The 22,542-nt window shown below is 70.3% G+C and carries 18 protein-coding genes and 1 pseudogene; 11 read left to right on the top strand and 8 right to left on the bottom strand.

Annotation, left to right across the window (positions count from 1 at the left end; all coding sequences use genetic code 11):
• Position 1: 1 nt before the first annotated feature.
• Genes QQY66_RS05290 through QQY66_RS05315 form a run of 6 tightly spaced genes read left to right on the top strand, consistent with a single transcriptional unit; the run spans position 2 to position 9,084 of the window.
• Complete coding sequence (locus QQY66_RS05290) at positions 2-529, top strand: hypothetical protein (protein ID WP_301977904.1); 528 nt, start codon at positions 2-4, stop codon at positions 527-529.
• A 5-nt stretch (positions 530-534) separates the two neighbouring features.
• Positions 535-2,850: a hypothetical protein gene (locus QQY66_RS05295; RefSeq protein ID WP_301977905.1), complete on the top strand. Its 2,316-nt coding sequence runs from the start codon at positions 535-537 to the stop codon at positions 2,848-2,850.
• A gap of 5 nt (positions 2,851-2,855) precedes the next feature.
• Entirely contained in the window at positions 2,856-4,757 is a 1,902-nt protein-coding gene (locus QQY66_RS05300) for a hypothetical protein (RefSeq protein WP_301977906.1), read from the top strand.
• A 5-nt stretch (positions 4,758-4,762) separates the two neighbouring features.
• Entirely contained in the window at positions 4,763-7,024 is a 2,262-nt protein-coding gene (locus QQY66_RS05305; protein ID WP_301977907.1) for a hypothetical protein, read from the top strand.
• Entirely contained in the window at positions 7,021-8,631 is a 1,611-nt protein-coding gene (locus tag QQY66_RS05310) for an Hsp70 family protein (RefSeq protein WP_301977908.1), read from the top strand. The genes QQY66_RS05305 and QQY66_RS05310 overlap by 4 nt, the downstream gene beginning before the upstream one ends.
• Positions 8,632-8,676: 45 nt before the next feature.
• Positions 8,677-9,084 (top strand): DUF1257 domain-containing protein, encoded by a 408-nt coding sequence (locus tag QQY66_RS05315; protein ID WP_301977909.1) that lies wholly within the window; start codon positions 8,677-8,679, stop codon positions 9,082-9,084.
• Between the two features lie 10 nt (positions 9,085-9,094).
• Here QQY66_RS05315 and QQY66_RS05320 read toward each other — a convergent pair whose 3' ends face one another.
• A complete protein-coding gene (locus tag QQY66_RS05320; RefSeq protein ID WP_301977910.1) occupies positions 9,095-9,502 on the bottom strand; it encodes an FAD-binding oxidoreductase in 408 nt (135 codons plus the stop codon).
• Positions 9,503-9,615: 113 nt separating this feature from the next.
• Positions 9,616-10,086, bottom strand: coding sequence for a hypothetical protein (locus QQY66_RS05325; protein ID WP_301977911.1), 471 nt, complete (start codon positions 10,084-10,086; stop codon positions 9,616-9,618).
• Positions 10,087-10,400: 314 nt separating this feature from the next.
• Between QQY66_RS05325 and QQY66_RS05330 the strand changes: the two genes are divergently transcribed.
• Positions 10,401-11,588 (top strand): acyl-CoA dehydrogenase family protein, encoded by a 1,188-nt coding sequence (locus tag QQY66_RS05330; protein WP_301977912.1) that lies wholly within the window; start codon positions 10,401-10,403, stop codon positions 11,586-11,588.
• On the opposite strand, the gene QQY66_RS05335 is transcribed toward QQY66_RS05330, so the two are convergent.
• From QQY66_RS05335 to QQY66_RS05350, 4 genes are all read right to left on the bottom strand, one after another.
• Complete coding sequence (locus tag QQY66_RS05335) at positions 11,589-12,791, bottom strand: LCP family protein (RefSeq protein ID WP_301977913.1); 1,203 nt, start codon at positions 12,789-12,791, stop codon at positions 11,589-11,591.
• 30 nt (positions 12,792-12,821) lie between these two features.
• A complete protein-coding gene (locus tag QQY66_RS05340; protein WP_301977914.1) occupies positions 12,822-14,924 on the bottom strand; it encodes a glycosyltransferase in 2,103 nt (700 codons plus the stop codon).
• 355 nt (positions 14,925-15,279) lie between these two features.
• Entirely contained in the window at positions 15,280-16,302 is a 1,023-nt protein-coding gene (locus tag QQY66_RS05345; protein WP_301977915.1) for a DNA-directed RNA polymerase subunit alpha, read from the bottom strand.
• A 194-nt stretch (positions 16,303-16,496) separates the two neighbouring features.
• Positions 16,497-17,324, bottom strand: coding sequence for a hypothetical protein (locus tag QQY66_RS05350; RefSeq protein WP_301977916.1), 828 nt, complete (start codon positions 17,322-17,324; stop codon positions 16,497-16,499).
• Between the two features lie 255 nt (positions 17,325-17,579).
• On the opposite strand from QQY66_RS05350, the gene QQY66_RS05355 reads away from it, so the two are divergent.
• Genes QQY66_RS05355 through QQY66_RS05370 form a run of 4 tightly spaced genes read left to right on the top strand, consistent with a single transcriptional unit; the run spans position 17,580 to position 21,174 of the window.
• A complete protein-coding gene (locus QQY66_RS05355) occupies positions 17,580-18,227 on the top strand; it encodes an ABC transporter permease (protein ID WP_301977917.1) in 648 nt (215 codons plus the stop codon).
• Complete coding sequence (locus QQY66_RS05360; protein WP_301977918.1) at positions 18,224-19,396, top strand: ABC transporter ATP-binding protein; 1,173 nt, start codon at positions 18,224-18,226, stop codon at positions 19,394-19,396. The genes QQY66_RS05355 and QQY66_RS05360 overlap by 4 nt, the downstream gene beginning before the upstream one ends.
• Positions 19,397-20,188, top strand: a complete 792-nt coding sequence (locus QQY66_RS05365; protein ID WP_301977919.1) for an ABC transporter permease — start codon at positions 19,397-19,399, stop codon at positions 20,186-20,188.
• Complete coding sequence (locus QQY66_RS05370; RefSeq protein ID WP_301977920.1) at positions 20,185-21,174, top strand: glycine betaine ABC transporter substrate-binding protein; 990 nt, start codon at positions 20,185-20,187, stop codon at positions 21,172-21,174. Before QQY66_RS05365 ends, QQY66_RS05370 begins: the two co-directional genes overlap by 4 nt.
• 13 nt (positions 21,175-21,187) lie before the next feature.
• Here QQY66_RS05370 and QQY66_RS05375 read toward each other — a convergent pair whose 3' ends face one another.
• Together QQY66_RS05375 and QQY66_RS50230 are read right to left on the bottom strand one after the other, a co-directional pair.
• Entirely contained in the window at positions 21,188-21,808 is a 621-nt protein-coding gene (locus tag QQY66_RS05375) for a CocE/NonD family hydrolase C-terminal non-catalytic domain-containing protein (protein WP_301977921.1), read from the bottom strand.
• 232 nt (positions 21,809-22,040) lie between these two features.
• A pseudogene (locus tag QQY66_RS50230) lies at positions 22,041-22,523 on the bottom strand (CocE/NonD family hydrolase); the annotation flags it as partial.
• Positions 22,524-22,542: the final 19 nt, after the last annotated feature.

Genomic DNA, 22,542 nt, shown 5'->3' on the forward strand with positions numbered 1-22,542 from the left:
GATGGCACGACTGATGGAGGCGGGCGCGGCACGGCTGACGGAGGCGGGCACGGTCCGGCTGCTGAGGCGGGCGTCGCTGCGACGCGCGGACGGTTCGCGCGGGATGCGGGCCCGGCGGGCGTGGGGGCGACTGGTCCGGCCGTGCGCGGCCGGGGACACGGCGGCACAGGACGCCGTACGAGCATCCGAGCTGCTGGAAGCCGACGTGCTGGAGCTGTCGGCGGTGGGGCCGGAGGGGTCCCTCGACCGGGCCGCGTATCTGACGTTGATCGGGCAGAGCGCCCAGCGCCAGTCCCTCGACCCGGACGGGTCGCTGCTCGCGCCGGTCCACCGCGCGGCGGTGGTCACCGGCGCAAGCACGCTGCACCTTCGTGAACAGGGCCGAGGCAGGTGGCCGGATCGCGTCGAGGCGATCCTGGACCTGGGCGGGGAGACCGTCCGATCCCGCCTGTACGTGAACTGCCCCGAGATCGTCCGTATCCATTCCCGGCACGAGAGCATCGCCCTCGGCCGGGACGGCACGGAGTGAGGCCCATGCGGATACGGATCGCGGTGGTGATGCTGTGGCTGCCTCTCGGGCAAAACTCCCGGTGGCGCCGGAGAGCGCTGGAGGCCGTGCTGCGCGCTGCCGACTCCGGTGAGCGCGTGGCTCTGCGGGCTGCCGTGGGCGCGATCAAGTCCCTCGGCCCCGACACCGTGTGGGAGACCTGGCTGGGGCCGACGGTGTCCGGGGCGGCATCCCCGCGATGGTGGACGTCCCCGCTCGTGGCGGAACTGGCGAGCAGTTCAACGGCCGTGCACGACGTGCTCGTGGACGCGGGTTGGCGCGACTGGCTCGACGAACACCAGCCCGAGCTGTGGTCCCTGCTCAGGGGTTGGAACCGCGCAGCGACGACGTCCGACCCGCGGCTGCGTTTCCTCAGCCGTCTGGCGCTCGGCGACGACGGAGAGACCAGCAGCGATGAGGCCGTCGACGCCTTGTCACTCGCCCGTGCCGCCGTCCGCTTCGACCACCCCATCGGTGAACGGGCCCGCGCGAAACTGCTGACCTGCGGCGAGTCGCGGGCGGTCGATCTGTTCTGCGCGACAGCCGTGCACGCGGATGCGCCGCACGCGGTCGCGTTCTGCAGGACCCACCACCTCGCCCCCGCCAACGCCGCGGAACGCGCCGCGTTCTTCCTGCGCACCGGGCAGCACGAGCAGTACCGGGCACTGGACCCCGACGGAGCGCTTCTGGCCGTCCACTACCGGGACGCGCCGTCCGAGGAGCGCTCGGCACTGCGCGAGGCCATGACCCGGCTCGGCGGCATCGACATACTTCGCGTGCTCGCCGGACAACGCCGTCGGGACAGGGACGTCGCCTCCCTCAACCACAAGGAACGCGCCTATCTGACAGGGCAGTTCACCCGGCAGCGCGACTGGGACCAACTGTGGCCGTTCACCGTGCTGCTCCCGCTCGCCGACGCCGTCAGAGTGGTCCACGCGTTCGGCGACTGGCGGCCGTCCGGCGCGGACGACCGCAGTGTGTTCGAGACGCTGCTCGCCGCGGGACCGGTGACCAAGCAGGTGAAGGCCCTCTCCACCGGGTTGCCGGCCTGGGACACCCCGCACACCCGGATCGCGCTCCGCGACCTGGACGAGCGGGCCACCGACGTCGTCGACCTCGACTTCGCGCCGGACGGCCGCGGGCTCGCTTTCGCCAGTCCCGGCAAGTGCGCCGGGATCGTCGATCTCGGCAGCACCACACTGTCCCGGCTGTATCACTTCACGGGTGCCACCACGCGGGTCGCGCAGCTGGGGCCCGACACAGTCGTCGTCGCGGAATCCGCACGCGACCGGGGCAGGACCCGGCCCGGCCGCACCCGGCTCCAGTACTGCGACAGCCAGGGCCGACACACGCTCTCCTTCGGAGCCAGCCGCGTTGCCCACGTTCGTCAGCTGCGGCGTACCGCCGGTGACCGGCGCTTCATCGTGCTGTCCGCACAGGGCCGTGCCGAGGACGGGGAATGGACGCTGTTCACCGGGGAAGCCGACGGCCCACTCGTCGACACCGGCATGTTCAGCGGTCGGAACCACCCAGGGCTCACGGCCACCCTGGACCCCGAGGGCCGGATCGTCGCCGTGCTCGACGAGCGGACTGCCGTGCTCGCCGATCTCACCGACCCCACGGCGGCGGCATCCCTCCGCAACAGCACAGCCGCGGCCGGGGACAGCATGCCGCACGTCGCCATGTCGCCGTCCCTTCTTGTCCGGGGGAATCACCAGGGCCGCGTGCAGGTGTGGCGCGAACCGCTCACCTCCAGGAAAGCACCGGTGTCGAAACGCCTGTGGCAGCAACAGGAGGACAGAGAGCTGATCGGCCTGTCCTGGTCGCCCGCGCTGCAGCGTCTTCTGGCGCTCAGCCGGCGGGGGCTCGACATCGCGGTGCATCTGCCGCGCCTCAAGGTCCTCGGCACTCCGCCATCCGACGACGGGCCGGTTCCCGGCACACGCGTGCCCAAGCCGATCCCGCTCGCCAGTGCCGTGCCCGGGGCCCGCCCGTTCATGCGGCTGTCGCCCCGGGGCGATGTCCTCGCCATGGGTGGCGTCCTGCCGGGTCACATCGATCTCTACGCGCTGTCCCTCCTCACCGTCCGCCCGTTCATCGGCAAGCCGATGGGACTGATGCGGCCCAGGGATCTGACGGCGGTGGTCACGGTGCTGGAGAACCCGGTGCTGGACGAGGAGTCCCGGACCACGCTCACACTGCTGCGGACCTGCCTGGAACACCGGTTCCGCCACGACGTGTGGCTCGGGGACACGCAGGGCACGGCGGTCGCCGGCGACCACGAGATCGAGCTGGGCTGGTGAGCCGGATGGCGAAGACGCTCGCCGCTCCCCACGCCGCCCGGCTGACCGAACTCGCCGCGCGCCGACGGGGCGACGGCTCCCGCGGGCTCCGCGCCCGGCGTGCCTGGCGGCAGTTGGTACGGGCGTGCGCCGCGGGCGATCCCGCCGCGCTGGAAGCGGTACGGGCGGCGGCCGGCGACCTGCCCGAACCCGACGTCTTGGATCTGCTGGCCGTGGGGCCGCAGGAGCCCGCCGGCCGAGCCGCGTATCTGACGCTGCTCGGGCAGCGGGAACAACGGCAGGCCATGGATCCGGACGGGGCGCTGCTGGCACTGGCCTACCGGGCCGCGGAACCCGATGTGCGAGAGCGGCTGCGTAGGGCCATGGCAGCCGCGGGCGAGACCGACGTCATCCGAGTCGTGGTCACCGGCGATCGGCGTGACCGCATGGCCGAGATGACGGACGACGAACTCGACTACCTGGCACACGAGCTGGCCGAACACCGGCGCTGGGACGAGCTGCGCCGGCTCGCGCTCGACCTGCCCTTGGCCAAGGCCACGGCAACCGCGCGTGTCCTGCCCGCCGATGAGCGAGGGGCGCTCCTCACCACGCTTGCCGAAATCTCTCCCGAGCAGCTGGCCGCCACCATCGAGAGGCTGCCCCGAAAGAGCGTGATCTCGTGCGCCGGCGGATCAGGACGACCGGCTTCCTTCTCCCCGGACCAGGCCGAACTGGCCGTGGCCGCGCCGCAGACGCTGCCCGGCATGCCCGCCTCCACCGCCCTGCCGATCCCCACCGAACTGATGGAGACCGTGCGGCTCGCGACCGGCGAGAGCACCGTGCACGTTCTTGACGGGCAGCCAGAGCGTGGGCCGGCAAACGGCGTCCTCATGCCGGGAATGAAGGCCACCTCGATCCTGCATCTGGGCGACGAGCTCTACCGGATGGATGCGCTGCTGTGGCGGCGCAATGACGGTGATGCCATCACCCGAGTCCATCCCGCAGGCGGCACGCTGCCTCTGGCACGCCCGGAGGTGATGTCGGGAATGGGCCGGGCGAGCACGGGTGTTGTCGCAGTCACGACGGCCGGGCTCGTCTTCTTCGACCGCGGCCTCTTCCGGCCCCGGTACGTCTCGGTTCCCCGGATCACCGAGGAGGCAGGCGCGCTCCCCCGGCGTCGGCTTCCCGAGCTTGTCAAGTGCTGGATCGCGACGCTGCCGGAATCCCGGCTGATCGCGATCTCCACCTACGGCTGGATACTCATGGTGGACGAGCAGGGGACCGTGCTCCACCACGAGCACGGCGGCGCGATCGCGATGAGCTTCCTAGGCCCGGATGCGCTGGCGTTCATCACGATGCCCGAGGATGACGAACCTCTCAAGGTCCAGCTCCTCTCGGCGTCCCATGGCATGCCGCGCGATGCCGGACATCCCTCGTACCAGGGCGCGTTCGACAGGATCCAGACCCTCGCGACAGGCAGCAGGGGAGATGCGGCGTTTCGGAAAGCCTTCGAGGGGCGGAGGGAACATCCCCTCGACGCTCATTTCGCCTCGGTGCTCTACTCGTTGGGCCATCCCCAGGACCTGCCGCCGGTCGCGGTGTCCGCGTACGGAGACATGATCGTCACTTCCGCGCAGGCGCCCGGCAAACCCGAAAGCAGCGCCCCAGGCGGCCTCGAGGTCCACAGTCCTCATCTGCCCTCCGCACGCGAACTGCTGGAACAGCCCCTGCTGCACACCGGACCGCACGATGTGCGGCGCATACGGGAACTGCGCCCGAAGATCGGCGACCCCGCGGTGCGGGAGGCTCTCGATCTGCTGGCACGCGCGCTCGAGGATCGCTTCGGCGCGGACATCGCTCTCGGCACCGGCCCGGTGTCTCCGGGAGGGCCGCACGACATCGCGCTCGGCGCTGACGGGACGGAGTGAGACTGATGCGGATACGGATCGCCATGCTGGTGCTGCGTCTGCGGGCCACCCCGGACTCCGGGCTGGGCCGCTGGGCTCTCGGTGCCGTGTTGCGTACCGCGGATTCCGGCGCGCCCCGGGCCCTGCGCGCCGTCGCCCGCTCCATGGAGACCCACGGCCAGGAGGCGGTGTTCCGGTCGTGGCTGACGCCGTCGGTGTCCGGGCCGTCCCCGAAACGGTGGGCCTCTCCTCTCGTGGCGGGGCTCGCGAAGGGTTCAACGCCCGTACCTGCCATGCTCGTTGACGCCGCGTGGCAGGACTGGCTCGACCAGGACGACGCCGAGCTGTGGTCACTGCTGAAGCGCTGGGGCCCCGCCCCGACGACCTCCGAGCTCCAAGTGCGCTCCCTCAGCCGCCTGGCGCTCGGCGACGACGACGTACCCCTGGAAGAGCACACGCTCGTGGATACCGCGCTCCGCTTCGACCACCCGATCGGCGAACATGCCCGGGCCCGGCTGCTCGCGCAGAGTGCACCCGAGACCATCGACCTCTTCTGCGGGGCGGCGCTGGACTCCCCCAGGGCGGCGGCCTTCTGCGCCGAGCACCATCTCGCGCCCGCCGATCCGGTCCAGCGAGCCATCTTCTTCGTACGTACCAGGCAGCTGGAGCAGTATCGGGCGCTGGATCCCGACGGCTCTCTCCTGACGCTGGGCTACCGGGGCGCCGCCGACGAGGAGCGCTCGGTTCTGCGGGCCGAGATGAGCGGACTCGGCATCCTGGATGTGGTGCGTGTGCTGGCGGGACAGAGTTCCCAGCAGGAGGACTTCGCCTCCCTCTCCGAGCACGAACGCGCGTATGTGGCGGAGCAGTTGGCAGACCGGCGTGACTGGGACCGCTTGTGGTCCCTCACGCTGCTGATGTCGCTGCACGAAGCGGTGCAGACGGCCGACGAGTTCGGTGACTGGCGTCCGAAGGGCGAGGACGACCGCCGCGTCTTCGAAGCACTGCGTGCCGCGGACCCGATTGCCGTAGCCCGGTTCGTGGAAGCCCTGGCCGGCGCAGGTCCGTTCAGCTCCCTTCCCCGCACCCGGATCTGGCCGACCGACACCGACGAGCAGCCGATCGCGGTGCACGCTCTCGACTTCGCCCCGGACGGCACACAACTCGCCTTCTCGGGACGAGGGCCCAGGCACTGCGCGGGGATCGTGGATCTCGGCAGCCTGACGCTGGTGTGGCTGGACGACGACTTCCCCCATCCGGCCAAGCGGATCGCGCATCTGGGCTCTGACTCCATGGTCGCTGCCGGGCAGAAACAGATCCACTACGCCGACGAGAGCGCCACGCGGACTCTCGGCTTCGGCCACAGCGATATCCGCGACGTGGAGCGCATCGCCGGAGACCGTGCCTTCATCGCGCCGGCAAGGGATGTCAGATCGGGCAAGACGTCCGAGTGGACGGTGTTCGTCGGCAGCTCCGACGAGGCTCTCACCGAAAGCGACATCCTGCGCATGGAGGGATATGTCGGCCGGATGGCCTCCGCGGCAGATTCGGAAGGGCGGCTGATCGCCCTGGTCGGTGAACTGGAAATCGTGGTCGCCGACCTCACCGACTCTGCCGTGAACAAGCTCACTCGCCCCGAAACCTCGAAATACGGCATACGGCACGCCGCCATCTCGCCTTCCAGCCTTGTCTGCGGCACCGCGTCCGGCGGCCTGCATGTCTGGCACGAACCCCTCACGACCTCGGACGCGCCGATCACCACCCGCCCCTGGTCGTACGGGGCAAATGCGCCCGTCCACCTCGCCTGGTCGCCCGCACTGGACCGGTTCCTCGCCGTCACGGAGACGCATCTCCAACTCCTCGACGTGCCACCGACGCGTGACACGCCCCTGCCCGAAGACCTCGTCTCCGAGCAGGTCCCCCTACTCGCTGACCAGCCCCGTGCCAGGGCGCGTTGTGCACGGGTGTCACCGAGGGGAGACCTGCTGGCGGTGGGGGGCCTGGAGGGGGGCACCGTCGACATCTACCTCCTGACCGCCCTCGCCCTTCGTCCGTTGATCGCCAAGCCCATGGGCGTGATGGGCCACGGGGAACTGACGCAAGTGGCCACGGTGATGGAGCACCCGGTCCTGAACGAGTCGTCCCGGCAGGCGTTGGGGTTGCTGCGGATGTGCCTGGAACACCGCTTCCGGCACGACGTCGGGATCGGCGAGGCGGCAGCGTCGGTGGGGCCGGGCGACCACGAGATCGAACTGGGCGAGCGTCAGGAACGAAAGGGAGACGCATGACCACCCGTATCGGCATCGACTTCGGGACCGCCAACACCGTCGTCGCGGGCTGGGACCCCGAGGCGGGCCGCGGCGTCCCCATCCCGCTGCCCGGCGTCGACATGCTGCGCGAGGCCGGTCCCGGACCCACCCAACGGGTGGTGCCCTCCCTGATCGCCTACGCCCACGACGGAACCACCCGCCGCCTCGGCATCCAGGTCACCCCCGAGATGGACGACGACCCCGGCTTCACCGTCTTCGCGTCCACCAAGAGCAACGTCTCCGGACACGCCTACGACGCGGCCCGCCCGGTCGGCGACCGCAAGGTCACCGGCCGGGAGGCGGCCACGCAGTTCCTCAGCGACATCATGGCGCTGGCCCTGCTCACCATCGAGGACGACGACCTGGAGATCGTCGCCACCGCGCCGGTGGAGTCCTTCGACGGTTACCGCGACTGGCTGGTGCGCGAGGTCCGCGACGGGCTTCCCACCGCCCGCCTGCGCATCGTCGACGAGGCCACCGCGGCCGCCGTCGGCTACAGCGCCCGGCTCAACCCCGGCGACGCCTTCGCCGTGATCGACTTCGGGGCCGGCACCCTCGATGTCTCCGTGGTCCGCGTGCAGGAGCCCGACGAGGCGGGCTCCGGCGCAGGGGTGCGCACGATCGCGAAGCGGGGCCTGGACCTGGGCGGCAACACCATCGACGCGTTCCTCGCCGAACACGCCCTCGGCCATCTCACCCTGCCGCTCGGCGACCAGATCGGCCGCAACCAGGTCTTCCGCCGCCTCCTGGCCTCCGCCGAGCGGGCCAAACGGGAACTGGCCACCGCAGAGCAGGCCGTCATCCGCGCCGCCGACGCCCGCAGCGACCGTGTGCACCAGGTCACGGTCACCCGCGGCGAGTTCGACGCCCTCCTGCGCGACAAGGGCGTGCTGCGCCGGATCAACCAGGCCCTGCGCTCCTGCCTGGACTCCGCGACCGGGCGCGGTTTCAGCAGCGAGGACATCCGGGGTGTCTTCCTCGTCGGCGGCAGTTGCCTCATTCCCGCCGTGCAGGATCTGGTGCATCTGCATTTCGACCCCGAAGTGGTGCGCCTGGACCGGCCCTTGGAGGCGGTGGCTGCCGGGGCGGCCGGCATCGCGGGCGGCAGCGAGTTGTTCGACCACATCCAGCACGACTACGCCATCCGGCACGTCGACCACGACACCGGCGCCTACGAGTTCGAGACCCTGGTGGAAGCCGGCACCGCCTATCCCACCGAGGAACCGGTCAAGACGCTCACCGTCAGGGCGGTGCACGATCGGCAGCGCAGACTCGGCCTGGCCGTCTACGAACTCGCCCACGCCACCTACCGCGACGCGAGCGCCGAGCTGGAGATCTCCTTCGACGCCGGCGGCGGCGCCCGCACCGTCACCGTCACCCCGCAGCAGCGCCAGCAGCGATCCATGCGCTGGCTCAACGAGGACAGCCCCACCTTCCTGGAAGCCGATCCCCCGGCCGCGGCCGGAGAGGACCGCTTCCGCCTCGAGTTCCGCATCGACGCCCACAAGCGCCTCACCGTCACCGCCTACGACCTGCGCCGCCAGACCCTGGTCCTGGACAGACAGCCGGTCGTCCGCCTGGCGTGAACCCGGCGGCGCCGCCCCTCCCGTCTCCGACCCCAAGGAAGCGTCATGTCACACTTCACCCGCGTCCGCACCGCGCTGCGCGACCCCGACCTGCTCGTCCAGGCCCTCGCCACGGTCGGCTTCGCCACCGTCGAGACCCACGACACGCCCCAGCCCCTCTACGGCTACCGGGGCGACGCCCGCCCGGACCGCGCCGAGGTGATCATCCGCCGTGCCCACATCGGCCGCCTCAGCAACGACATCGGCTTCCGCCGCGGCGACGACGGCACCTTCGAAGCCGTCATCAGCAAGTTCGACAGGTCCCGCTACGACCAGCGATGGCTGACCAAGGTCGCCCGCGCCTACGGCCACGCCGCCGCCCTGCGCTACGCCGAGGACAACGGCTACGAGGTGGACGCCGACGTACTCGAAAAGGACGGCCGACGCCGCCTCGTCCTGCGCCGCTACACCTGAGCGTTCCGGTTCAGCGGCGGAGCCGGTCGAAGCGGAACGGTGCGAGGGCCTCGGGGCGTCGGCCGGTGCGGATGTACTCGGCGAGTCGGTGCCCTGTGGCGGGGCCCAGGGTGACGCCGAGCATGCCGTGGCCGCTCACCAGGTCGTCGGGATCGTCGAACCAGCGGCCCGGATAGTGGCGGCTCGCCAGCGCCACGGCGACGACACGGTGCCAGTCGAGACGGCTGTTGTTTCCGCTCGGCTCCATCGTGCCGCCGATCCGCGTGGTGCCGCCGATCGGTGAGGCGGCGGCCCGGCGCTCGCCGAAGTACAGCGTGTGCCGAGGCGCCGGGTCCAGCTCCACCGAGAAGCTGTAGCCCTTGCCCGCCTGGAGAGGCAGTCGGTGTCCCAGAGCACGCAGCAGACGGGGAGAGCGCATACCGGCCGCGACGACGACGGCCTAGCAGGGAATCTCGCCCTGGTCGGTGCTCAACGCGGTGACCCGCCCCCTTTCGGACCGGAAACCCGTGACCTCCGCGTTCTCATGGACCTTCACCTCCCGGCGGCCGGCGCCGCACCGAGCCCGCGGGCGAAGGCCTCCGGATCGACCACACCCTCCCCCTCCACGAGGTAGGCCGCGCGCACCCGGGGCGACAGCGCGTCGTCCGGCATCGCATAGCGGCCGTCCGCCATCTCCAGCTGGATCGCGAAGTGATGGCGAGCCTCCTCCGGCGACAGGAAGGCGTGCCCGCCACCGCCGCCCGACGCCAGGGCGCCCCGACCCGGGACATGGCGCTGGTCCGCTCGGAACTGCTCCGCACTGTTCGCGAGGTCTTCGCCGATCCCCAGGACATCGTCGCCTCCACGGCTCCCGGATGGATCGGCGTACCGCGCCGGCTCCCGGCCCGGACCAGGGTGGCCTCCCTGATCGACGACTGCCGGAGGATCACCGACATCATCGCCGCGCGGGACGGGCTGAATGCCCGCGACGCGCTCCGCCTCGGCGGCCGCGTCGCGGTCCACTCACCGGTCCACCTGATCACCGATCTACGCGTCCATCAGGTCCTGGCGACGGTGAGCCAGCCCACGCGCAACCGTCTGATCGAAGACCGCGGCACGACTGCGGGCCCAGCCGGACCGGCCGGTACTGCGCGACGCGATCACCGGCGGGTCCGCTCCGTGAGCACCGGACGACCATGGCCCTGTACCTCGCCTGTCCGGCCGACGAACTGGGGGACGGCACCACGACGGCCGACGGATGACCTCGCTGGGTGGGTTCAACTCCCGGCGTGGCAGGCATGGTTGACACACCCGGTCGTCCGGGTGACGGTGCGTTCATGACTCCGTCATCCTCACCTCCCGGTGCTGACGCCGAACTCGTCGACCGCGTACGAGCGTTACGTCCCCTCATCCGCGAACACGCCTTCCGCACCGAGCAGGAACGGCGCGTCACGCCTGAAGTCGTCGCCGCGCTCACCGAGGCCGGGGTCTTCCGGATGAACGTGCCCCGGCGGTACGGCGGCTATCAGAGCGGCCTGCGTACACAGGTCGACGCGCTGGCCGAGGTCTCCGCCGCGTGCGGTTCGGCCGGGTTCATGGCGTTGATCCAGGCGGGGTGCGCGTACATCGCGGCACTGTTTCCCGACGAGGTGCAGGACGAGATCTTCAGCGGCCCGGACATACGGGTCAGCGGCACTCTCGTCCCGGACGCCACGGCCGTCCCCACCGAGGACGGGTACGTCGTCAACGGCACCTCGCCCTTCGCCACCGGCTGTCAGGACGCCGACTGGCATCTGCTCACCGCACGGGTCGAGTCCGGCGACGGGCCTCCCGAGATCCTGTGGGCCGCCGTGCCCATGGCCGAGTTGGAGGTCCTCGACGACTGGCATGTGACGGGGCTGGCGGGCAGCGGCAGCAACAGTGTCGTCGCCCGGGACGTCGTCGTCCCGGCTCATCGCGTACTGCCGGTCGGGCCGTTGCTGGGCGGGGAGTTCCCCTCCAAGGCCAACGCGGACGACCCGTTCTACCGGATGCCGGTGCTGATGCTGTTCTGCGCGTGGACGACGCCGAACGCGCTCGGCCTGGCGCGCTCGGCACTGGCGGAGTTCCGGGAGCGGATCCACCGGCGCGGCATCACGTACACCTTCTACGAGCGGCAGAGCGAGGCCGCCGTCACGCATCTGCAGGCGGCCGAGGCCGCGATGAAGATCTCCTGTGCCGAGTTGCTGACCGGCGACATCGTCACGCTGATCGAGTCGCGGGCGGCGAGCGGGCAGCCGTACACGACCGAGGAACGGGCGCGGATCCGGGCGGGGAGCGGCTATGTGGCGCGGCTGTGCACGGAGGCCGCCGAGCTGATCGGCTCGGCATCCGGCGCCTCCTCCCTGCACCGGGACGTGCCGATCCAGCGGACCGTGCGCGATCTGCGAGCGCTGAGCCTGCACTCGTTCGTCAACCCGGCCACCAACCTGGAGCTGTACGGCCGGGTGCTGTCCGGGCTCGACGCGGGAACGCCGTTCCTGTGACTAGCCCGCGGGTACCGCAGAATCGTTCCGCAGCGCTGTGAAGAGGGCGCGCGCCCGCCGTTCGTCCCATTTCACCGCGCTGCCCTTGGAGGTACGGAGATCGGGGTTGGAGACGGGCACGTTGAGCTGGCTGCCCTGCCCCAACGCGGCCTTCCGCATCGCCTCGAACAGCGACACGAGGTCGGGCAGTTCCGTGTCCTTGTCCACGATCAGCGTGTCGAGGCCCGCGTCGGCCGTGGGGACCGACTTGGTCGGGTCGAGGAGGGTGGACGGCGTGACCGCCTTCTGCGCGAGCGCGGCCAGGAACTCCTGCTGGTTGCGGGTGCGCCCCAGGTCGCCTTCGGCCTCCTGCTTGCGCTGCCGTACGAACGCCAGTGCCTCGGCGCCGTCGAGGATCTGGCAGCCTCTGGGCAGGTTGGCCCCCGAGTCCTTGTCCTTCACGGCCCGCTCCAGGCACATGCCGACTCCGCCGACCGCGTCGACGACGCCCACGAAGCCCGCGAAGCCGATCTCCGCGTAGTGGTCGATGCGCACCCCGGTGTTGCGTTCCACGGTACGGACGAGCAGGTCGGGGCCGCCGAGCGAGAACGCCGCGTTGAGCTTGTTCGGTGTGGCGGCGTAGCGCCTGCCGGTGTCCGGGTCGACGTACGGCGGAAGGGTCACCCACGAGTCGCGCGGCAGGCTCAGCATCGTGGTGCCGCCGGCCCCGGTGTGCAGCAGGATCACCGAGTCGGTGCGGCGGCCCTCGGTCGAGCCGGTGTTCAGGTCCTGCTGCTCCTGCGGGGACAGGCCCGCGCGGCTGTCGGAGCCCACGACCAGGTAGTTGGTGCCCTCGCCGAGCGGCGCGCGGCCGGCGAGCGCGCCGAGGTCGACCTCCTGGTTGAGGCGGGTTTCGGCCCAGACGTATGTGCCGACGACGAAGAGCAGCAGCGCGGCCGACAGGACGGCCGCCGTCCGCGCGGCGCGGTGGCGTCGGGGGCGGCGGCGCCCATGGCCTTGGCTGCGGCGGTCGTAGGCACTCTGGTCGTAGCGGCCGGGGGTGGCGGGCGAGGGCATGCCCGGCAGGGGGGCGGTGCGGGTCGAGGGCGGGGGCACCGCCGGGGACGGTGGCGCGGCGCCCGGCACCGCGCTCGGCGTCCAGCGGCCTCCCGTCCAGCCGTCTCCCGCCCGGTGGTCTCCTGGATGCTCGGTCCAGTCGTTCATCCACCCGTCCCGCTGGTTCTGCTCGAAGGGTCAACGCATCCGCAGACTCTTGTACGGAGCGGGACCACCGATCTGTTCAGCGGCCGAGCCGGACCGCTTGACGCGGTGCCACTTCAGCCGGCTGCCGAGCAGCAGGGCGACCAGGGACTGGATGACGACCAGGTACATAAGCTGCCGGTAGACGATGATCTGGAACGGCATCGTCCACAGCGTCCGCAGCCGCTCACCGTCGAGTCTCAGGGCGTAGCCGGACGTGGCGAGTTGGACGCCGAGGAAGGCGAACCACACCAGGGCCGACTCCAGCGGGTCGCGGAACAGCACACCGTACAGCGCGTAGACGTCGATGACGGGCGCGAGGAGCGGCAGGGCGACCTGGAAGAGCGCGGTGTACGGCAGTCCGCGCCGGCCGAAGCGCCCGGCCGTGCCCCTGCCGAAGAAGGCGCCGCGGTGCTTCCACATCGCCTGGATCGTGCCGTAGCACCAGCGGTACCGCTGCTGCCACAACTGGCGCACCGACGTGGGCACTTCGGTCCAGGCGACGGCGGACTCCTCGTACAGCACCCGCCAGCCCGCCCGCCACAGCGCCATCGTGAGGTCGGTGTCCTCGGCGAGGGTGTCGTCGCTGAGCCCGCCGACGGCCAGCACCGCGTCCCGGCGGAAGGCGCCGATGGCACCGGGCACCGTCGTCATGCACTCCAGGACCTCGAACATACGCCGGTCGAGATTGAAGCCGAAGACGTACTCCAGGTGCTGCCATCGGGCCAGCAGCCTGCGGCGGTTGCCGACCTTGGTGTTGCCGCTGACGGCGCCGACGGCCGCGTGCGCGAGCGGCTGGATGAGCCGCTGAACGGCATCGGGCTCGAAGACGGTGTTGGCGTCGACCATCACCACGATGTCGTACCGCGCCTGCGCCAGTCCCGTGTTGAGCGCGGCGGCCTTGCCCTCGTTGGGCTTGCGGATCACCTCCACGCGCGGATCCCCGATCCCCTCGGCGATCTCGGCCGTACGGTCGGTCGACCCGTCGTCGATCACGATGATCTGCAGCGCCTGGTGGGTGGAGTCGAGCAGCGAGAGGACGGTGGACTCGATGCCGACCTCTTCGTTGTACGCCGGTACGAGCACCGTCACCGGCCCGGTCACCTCCCGCATCCAGGGCGCCCCCGGCCGGAACCGCTCCAGCCGGCGCACATGGGCCCGGGCGAACAGGGCGAGCAGCACCAGCCGCAGCACACCGAGGCCGCCGGCGAGGCCGAGGGTCCAGATCATGGCCGTGGAGAAGGCGCGCCCGGCGGCCGTGGCCCAGATCAGCCCCTGCCCCTGCCAGCGATCGACGGTGGAGGCGGAGGAGTAGGGGACGAGATCGAGCCCCGTGGACACGGTGGTGAACCGGTCGACGTTCCGGTTCCCGAGCAGCTTCTTCGCCTCCTGGTACGCGGTGGCCGTCTGACTCAACTGCCTGACCGTCCCCAGCGCCGGCTTGCGCGCCCCCTTGTCGGCGGCGACGAGCACATAGCCGTAGTCGGTGGCACGCCGGGCCGCCTGCCACTCGCGGCCGCACAGTGTGTCCGGTGTCGTGGTCCGCGGCATCCGCAGCAGATTGGTGCGCAGGCCGGTGGCGCCCGCCAACGCGGCCTGGGTCATGGTGAGTTCGGCGTCGAAGCGGGGCGGCGAGGACTCGCCGAGAACAGCGCCGGTGTACGTGTGCGAACCGATCTCGTGCCCCTCGGCACGGATCCGCCGGATCAGGTCGGGGTACTGGGCCGCCTGGGCTCCCTTGACGAAGAAGGTGGCGCGTGCCCGGTTCGTGCGCAGGAGGTCGAGCAGGCGCGGAGTCCAGACGGGGTCGGGCCCGCCGTCGAAGGTGAGCGCCACGGTGCGGGGCGGCATCGCCGCCGTCTGTATCCCACCGCGGTTGATCCCGATCACCGGCCCGCCCTTCGCCACGGCATCCGGCACGGGCGAGGTGCACGGGGACCGCGTCTTCGCGGCATCGACCTCGTGCTCGGTCCAGCCCTGGAAGAGCAGGGCGGCGAACAGGGCGGGGAGGGTGAGCGCCAGTAACAGCCAGTGGCCGCGGGGGTCGCGTGTCTGTTTGTGACGGGCCTTCTGGCGGGACTTCGACTCGGCCGTCACGGAAGCCCACCTCCCCCGGGGCCTTCACCTCTGCTCAGGGCGGAGGAGATCTTCGTCCACTGCTTGGCGAGGCTGGGGGTACGCATGGGGCGCGAGTGTAGTTACGGGGTTTCCACTACGGGGGCACAACACCGATCTTCACAGGGGCGCCGCCGAGGTCGCTCCGTCCCAGGCCCGTACATGCCGCGGACGCGCGGGCGGCCGAGCGCGATCGCTCGGGCCGCCGCATCAGGACGCATCAGGCCGGCCGGCACACCCTTCGACCGGTGAGAGCCGGTTTATCGTGACGACGGCTGCCGCGAGCCGGTGACGTGTGCATGAAATGCCCCGCTCGCGCCCCGGCACAGCGCAGCGTTCAGTACTCCTCGGTCTCGACGAACCCGGCGTCCACGTCGTTGTTCGCGCCGAAGGCGTCGGCAGCGGTGGTGGGGTCGAAGCCGGGCGGGCTGTCCTTGAGCGCCAGGCCCATGCCGTGCAGCTTCGCCTTGACCTCGTCGATCGACTTCGCACCGAAGTTGCGGATGTCGAGGAGATCCGCCTCGGAGCGCGCGACCAGCTCACCCACGGAATGGACGCCCTCGCGCTTGAGGCAGTTGTACGACCGAACGGTGAGCTCCAGCTCCTCGATCGGCAGTACCAGATCGGCGGCAAGGGCGGCGTCCGTCGGGGACGGACCCATGTCGATGCCCTCGGCGTCGATGTTCAGCTCGCGCGCGAGACCGAACAGCTCGACCAGCGTCTTACCGGCGGAGGCCATAGCGTCACGCGGACGCATCGCCTGCTTGGTCTCGACGTCGACGATCAGCTTGTCGAAGTCGGTGCGCTGCTCGACACGGGTCGCCTCGACCTTGTACGTGACCTTCAGAACCGGCGAGTAGATCGAGTCGACCGGGACACGCCCGATCTCCTGGCCCACCTGCTTGTTCTGCACGGCGGAGACATAGCCACGGCCACGCTCGACCGTGAGCTCCATCTCCAGCTTGCCCTTGCCGTTGAGCGTGGCGACGACGAGGTCGGGGTTGTGCACCTCGACACCGGCCGGGGGCGCGATGTCGGCGGCGGTGACCAGACCCGGACCCTGCTTGCGCAGGTACATCACGACCGGCTCGTCGTGCTCACTGCTCACGACCAGCTGCTTGATGTTGAGGATCAGGTCGGTGACGTCCTCCTTGACGCCCGGCACGGTAGTGAACTCGTGCAGCACGCCGTCAACGCGGACGGACGTGACCGCCGCACCGGGGATCGAGGACAGGAGCGTACGGCGGAGGGAGTTGCCGAGGGTGTAGCCGAAGCCCGGCTCCAGCGGCTCGATCACGAACCGGGAGCGGAACTCGTCGACGACCTCTTCGGCCAGGGACGGACGCTGAGCAATCAGCACGGGGTGTTGCCTCCAGTAGTTCGGCGCCCGGGGATGTGACGCCGTAGTCACCACGAAGGATACGGGCGATACGGGTGATACGGCCTCCGAAAAGGCCGGACCACCCGACTCCGCCCCTCTGCCGGCCAGTCGGCAGCCCCGGCTCTGGCAGGAATGGAGCCCGACGATCAGCCGCTCCTACTCCTGGACGTCCGTCATTCGGAGCGTGGCCGGGACTGGTAAAGCCGGGTGTGATAGCGGCCTTCGGACTCCAGTCCGGTGGGGTCGTCGCCGGCCCGGAGCACCTGCTCGACGGCGCGACGTTGTTCCGCCGCGCTGGTGAAGCGCCGCTGGGGGTAGGTCCGTGCGGAGTCGGTCTCGGTGGTCAGGCCATGGGCTGCCAATTGCGCGATCACAGGTTGGTAGGAGACGGTGCGCAGGACGAACGCGCTGACCCAGATCGACGCCCGTGCGCTCTCCAGCAGCGCCTGAAAGGTGCGGTGGGTGATGTAGCCGACCCCTCCGGTGACGGTGATCAGGCCGGTGTCCGCGACGGCGCGCCGCAACCGGGGGCTGGGCGGGTGGTGTTCCAGGTTCTCGGCATATGCCTGATCGAGCAGACCGACCGCCAGGGCGTACTGGACGGCGTTGTCAGCGGTGTCGAGCCCGATGACCGGGGCAGCGTCCGCGCGGCGCCGTGAGGCGTAGAACTCCTTGTCGTGTTCGATGAGTTCGGCGGGCGTGAGGGCGTCGACCTCAGGGCTGGTGTAGTGCGCGTACAGCTCCGCCAGTGTGATGTGGTGGTTGAGGAGAGCGGCGTTGAAGCCGTACGAGCAGCAGAGGTCGAGGACGGTGACGGGGCCGTCGGTGCCGTCGGCCGCGGACCGGTCGGCGCGGGTGCCCCGGAAGACATCCTGCGCGTGGTGCGGTATCTCGTACTCCAGCGGGGCGAGTCGGCGGACGTAGGCGCGGGGGTCCGGCTGATTGTAGATGTCGTCGAATCGGGTCTTGCCCGATGCGGTGCTGACAGGGCTTACGGCCACGGTGCGTACCTCCAGGTGATGGGATCGGTCCGCTGCACAGCCCTACCGGGCCCGTGGCACCGACCGATAGACCTCACGGCTGGATCCGGCCACGGGATGCCCGTGTATCCCGCGCGACCCGGCTCACACACACGAATTACTGGCCGAAAGCCAACGCTGAAGACATTGCCTGAAGAATCATCAGAAATGGACTGATGACGCACAGATGAGCTGCTCATGACGTTCGGACGGCCCGTCGCGGGGTAAGAGCGCGCCGTGGATTTCTTAGAATTCCTGTCCGGGAACTGGCCGGATGTGCGGGATGCCACGGTGGATCACGCCGTGCTCGTCCTCGAAGGGCTCGGCCTGGCGGTGGCGGTGGGCCTGCCCCTGGCGGTACTCGTCTACCGCACCAAGCTGCCGCGCGCCGCCGTTCTGGGAGTCGCGGGGGTGTTCCTCACGATTCCCTCGTACGCCTTGTTCGGTCTGCTCATCACCCCGCTCGGGCTGGGTACGGGGCCCTCGATCGTGGCTCTGACGATGTACGCCCTGCTGCCCGTCATCCGCAATACGGTCGTCGGCCTGCGTGAAGTCGACCCCGCCGTTGTGGAGTCGGCGCGGGGCATGGGCATGAGCCGGCTCAAGGTGCTGCTGGGCGTGGAGTTGCCGCTTGCCTGGCCGGTCATCGTGACCGGGCTGCGGGTGGCCGCCCAGCTGCTGCTCGGCATCGCCGCCATCGCCGCCGCCGTCAACGGCCCGGGCCTGGGCAATCTCATCCTGCAGGGCCTCGACAAGGCCGGCACTCCCTTCGCCATCTATCTGACCATCGAGGGCGCCGCGGCGATCATCGTGCTCGCCGTGCTGTTCGACGCGGCGTTCGCACTGCTGAAGCGGCTCACGACATCGAGAGGGCTCAGCACATGACGAAGACGAAGACCGAGACTCGGGCCGAGCCGATGATCCGGCTGGACCAGCTCACCAAGGCGTACGACGGGCAGGCCGCCCCCGCCGTGGACCGCCTCACGCTCGACATCCCGGCGGGCGAGATCGTCGTGCTCGTCGGGCCGTCCGGCTGCGGCAAGACGACCACGATGAAGCTCATCAACCGGCTGATCGAGCCCACCTCGGGGCGGATCCACCTGGACGGCAAGGACGTCACCGACGGCAACCCGGACATGTTGCGACGCCGCATCGGCTACTCCATCCAGCAGACCGGTCTCTTCCCGCACCGCACCGTCGCCGACAACATCGCGACCGTGCCACGGATGCTCGGCTGGCCCAGGGACCGCGTCGCCGCCCGCGTCGACGAACTCCTGGCGCTCGTCGGTCTCGACCCGGACACGTTCCGGCGGCGCTTTCCCAAGCAGCTCTCCGGCGGCGAGCAGCAGCGCGTCGGTGTCGCCCGCGCACTGGGCGGCGATCCGCAGGTGATGCTCATGGACGAGCCCTTCGGCGCCATCGACCCGCTCAACCGCGCGTCGCTGCAGAACGAATTCCTGCGCATTCAGGCCGAGTTGAGGAAGACCATCGTCTTCGTCACCCATGACATCGACGAGGCCGTGAAGATGGGCGACCGGATCGCGATCTTCTCGTCGAACGGGAAGGTCGAGCAGTACGACACCCCCGAGCGCATCCTCTCCGAGCCCGTCAACGACTTCGTCGCCGGCTTCATCGGCAGGGGCGCCGCGGTGCGCCGGCTCTCGCTCAGCCGGCTGGCAGACGTCGACGTACCCGGTGACTGGCCGACCCTCGCCGACGGGGCCTCCAGCGAGGAGCGGCGCCGCGCGGCGGCTGCCGCGAACGGGCGGGAGTTCCTGCTCGTCCTCGACGGCGACCGGCGGCCCGTGGGCTGGCTGCCCACCGACGGGGCCGCGGACGGCGAGGGGGCTGTGCCCGTGCTCTCCCCGCTCGGCCCGCGCGACACCCTCTACGACGCGCTGGACCAGATGCTCACCCTGAACGCCGCGGCCGCCGTGGTCACCCACGACGACGGCCGCTATCGCGGCGTCCTCGAACTCGACTCGCTGCGCACCCTCATCCACGCGGAGCGCGCCGGGGCCATGGCAGCGCCCGGCCACCGGGAGGTGCGGTAGATGGCGGTCATCGCCCAGTCCCGCCCCCCGGTGACCGAGACCGCGGCCACCCGGGGGCGACTGCTCGCGTACGGGCGGTACGCGGTCCTGCCGGTGATCGTCGGCCTCGCGCTGCTCGCGCTCTACCTCTACGTCTCCGATCACCGGCTGGACTCCATCGAGCAGCGCAGCCTCAACGCCGACTACCTCACGAACCGGATCCTGAAGCATCTCGGCCTCACACTCGTCGTGTCCGCCCTCATCCTGGTGATCGCCGTGCCCTGCGGCGTCCTGCTCACCCGCCCCTGGGCGCGCCGCTGGGCCTCGCCGATCCTGGTCGTCGCCAACATCGGGCAGGCGCTGCCCTCCCTCGGGCTGATCGTGCTGCTGGCCGTCGGCTTCAAGACGCTGGGCGTCAACCAGATCGCGGTCATCGCCTTCCTCGTGTACGGAATCCTGCCCGTGCTGCGCAACACCATCGCCGGGCTGCAGCAGGTCGACCGATCGGTGATCGAGTCGGCGCGGGGCATGGGAATGACCCGCTGGTCGGTGCTGCTCCGGATAGAGCTGCCGCTGGCCGTCCCGGTGATCCTCGCCGGTGTGCGTACGGCCCTCGTGATCACCGTCGGCACCGTGGCGCTGGCCACTTTCGTCGGCGCGGGCGGCCTCGGCGACGTCATCTCCAACGGCATCAGCTCCAGCCGCGATGTGGTCCTGCTGACCGGCAGCGTGCTGGTCGCCGCGCTGGCGCTGCTCGTCGACTGGGCGGCGTCGATCGCCGAAGACCTTCTCAAGCCACGGGGGCTGCAATGAACCGTCCACGAAGGCGCCTGGGCGCGCTGCTGGCCGTACTGTCCCTCACCGCGGTCTGCGCCGGCTGCTCGTCCACCTCCAGCGATCTGCCGTCGAGCGTCTCCGCCGGGCAGCTCAGGGGCGGCAGCATCGCGAAGGCCGTCGATCTGTCCGGCAAGAGCTTCACGGTCGGCTCGAAGGAGTTCACCGAGCAGACCGTCCTCGGCAACATCCTGATCTACGCCCTGCAGGCCGCCGGCGCGAAGACCAAGGACCAGACGGGTCTTACCGGTTCGGCGATCGTCCGCAAGGCGCTGCTCGGCGGCGACATCGACATGTACTGGGAGTATGCCGGTACCGGGTGGTCGGAGTTCCTCAAGAAGACGAGCGTTCTGCCAGGGGCCAAGGAACAGTTCGACGAGACGGCGCGGCTGGACCAGAAGCAGAACAAGATCACCTGGCTGGGGCCTGCGAAGTTCGGCGACCAGTACGCCATCGCCCGCGCGGGCGACGCCAAGGGCCCGGCCGGCAAGGTCGACAAGCTCAGCCAGCTCAAGCAGCTGGCGAAGGACCACCCGGGCGAGGTCACGCTGTGCGGCGCGGCAGAATTCCTCGACCGGGAGATCGGCCCCCTGCAGAAGGTGTACGACGTGCGCATTCCGCCCACGCAGGTCTACCAGAACGCCTTCGCGCTGAACTTCGTCAATGTGGCCAAACAGAGCCCCTGCAACTTCGCCGAGGTCTTCACCACGGACTCCCGCATCAAGTCCCTCGGCCTGAAGGTCGTTGAGGACGACAAGACCCACTTCCTGACGCAACTGGTGGGTCTGACACTGCGCGAGAAGACCGCGCGGGAGAACCCGGAGTTGAAGAGGCTGGTGCGGCTGCTCGGGGACAAGCTCACCCAGCAGGTGATCATCGAGCTCAACGGGATGGTGGACATCGACGGCGCGAGTCCGCAGCAGGCGGCGGTGAAGTTCCTCAAGGACGAGGGGTTCATCGCGTAGCGAGAAGAGTGTTTCAGGAAGTGCGCCCGGCCGCCCGCACCGTGAGACGCACCGCCGATCCGTGAGACCCGACTTCGAGCGCCACGCGGCACGTCGGCACGTCGGAGTCGATCTCCGGGTAGTCGTCGCTGGAGATCCGCAGCACCAGCCGGTGTCCGGCCGCGATCCGGTAGTGCGTGGGCCAGATGTGCACGTCCAGGCCGTGGAACGCGCCCGGCGTCACCGGCACGAGTGCGGTGTGCCCGTGGCGGTGGCCGGCCTTGAGCCATCCGGCGGTGATTCTCGTTCGCGTGCCGTCGGGTGTCTCGTCGTACAGCACCGCGGCGATATTGCCGTCGGTGGCGGTGAAGGACGCCCGAAGCGACACGCCGGCGTCTCCGGCCAGGACCAGGTCGCGCCTCAATGCCCCGGTGGAGAAGGTGAGTTGTTGATGGCTCTGCGGAGCCTCGATACTCGTGTTGACCTCGAAGGCGGCCTCGCCTCTGGTGCCGAGGGCGGTCCCGAGTGAGCCGTCGCCGCGCAGCGCGAGCGTCAGGGTATGGGCGCCGCGGGGCGGCCACGCGTCCCACTGGTGCCGGCCCGTACCGACCCCGGGGCCGGGGATTTCGTACGAGGTGATGCGCGCGCCCGGCAAGGGGGCGCGCGGGTCGCCGGCCAGCCGGCGGTCCCACCACGCCAGACAAGGGCCGGGCCCGATGCCCGCGTGCTGGGTGCTCGCCGTGTTCCCAGGGGCCGGAGACGAGCCACACGTTCTCGGGCCGGGCGAGGTGGTTCTTGACCATGCCGTCGCGGTAGCCGCCGCGCCAGAAATCGTCGTAGAGCGGGTGCGCGGCGTACGTCTGGAGCGTCGCGGGCGCATAGGTCCGCTGCCAGTCCCGGATGCGGGGAGAGTAGATTCCGCCGCGATGGATGGTGTTCTCGTACCAGTCGTGCAGGCCGTTCGTCGGGATGATCGCCTTCAGGTGCGGGGGCCGGTTCACGGCGGCGAGGAGACTGGTGTGTCCGCCGTAGCTGACGCCCATCTGACCTATGCGGCCCGTGGCGGACGGGTGCCGGGCGAGCCATTCGATCGCGTCGTGGTTGGCACACCAGCGCGTTGTAGCCCTGTGCCACGAAGTACGACGCCGTGTGACCGAAGTACTCCAGGTCCGCGGGGTAGGCGGTGTACTCGTGGATGATGCCCGGGAAGCGGCCGGTGGCCGCCTTGCCGTCGGGGCCGGCGGGCCGGTAGAGGGCGGCCAGATGGCTGCCGTCCCGCAGCGGCACTCTGACGTCCTCGCGCAGGACGCCGAACAGCGCCGGCCGGTCGTAGGAGAAGAACGGGTCGCCCGGCACACCGGCTGTCGCACGGGCGGGCGCTGCGGATGC

Source organism: Streptomyces sp. DG2A-72 (assembly GCF_030499575.1).
Classification (GTDB): Bacteria; Actinomycetota; Actinomycetes; order Streptomycetales; family Streptomycetaceae; genus Streptomyces.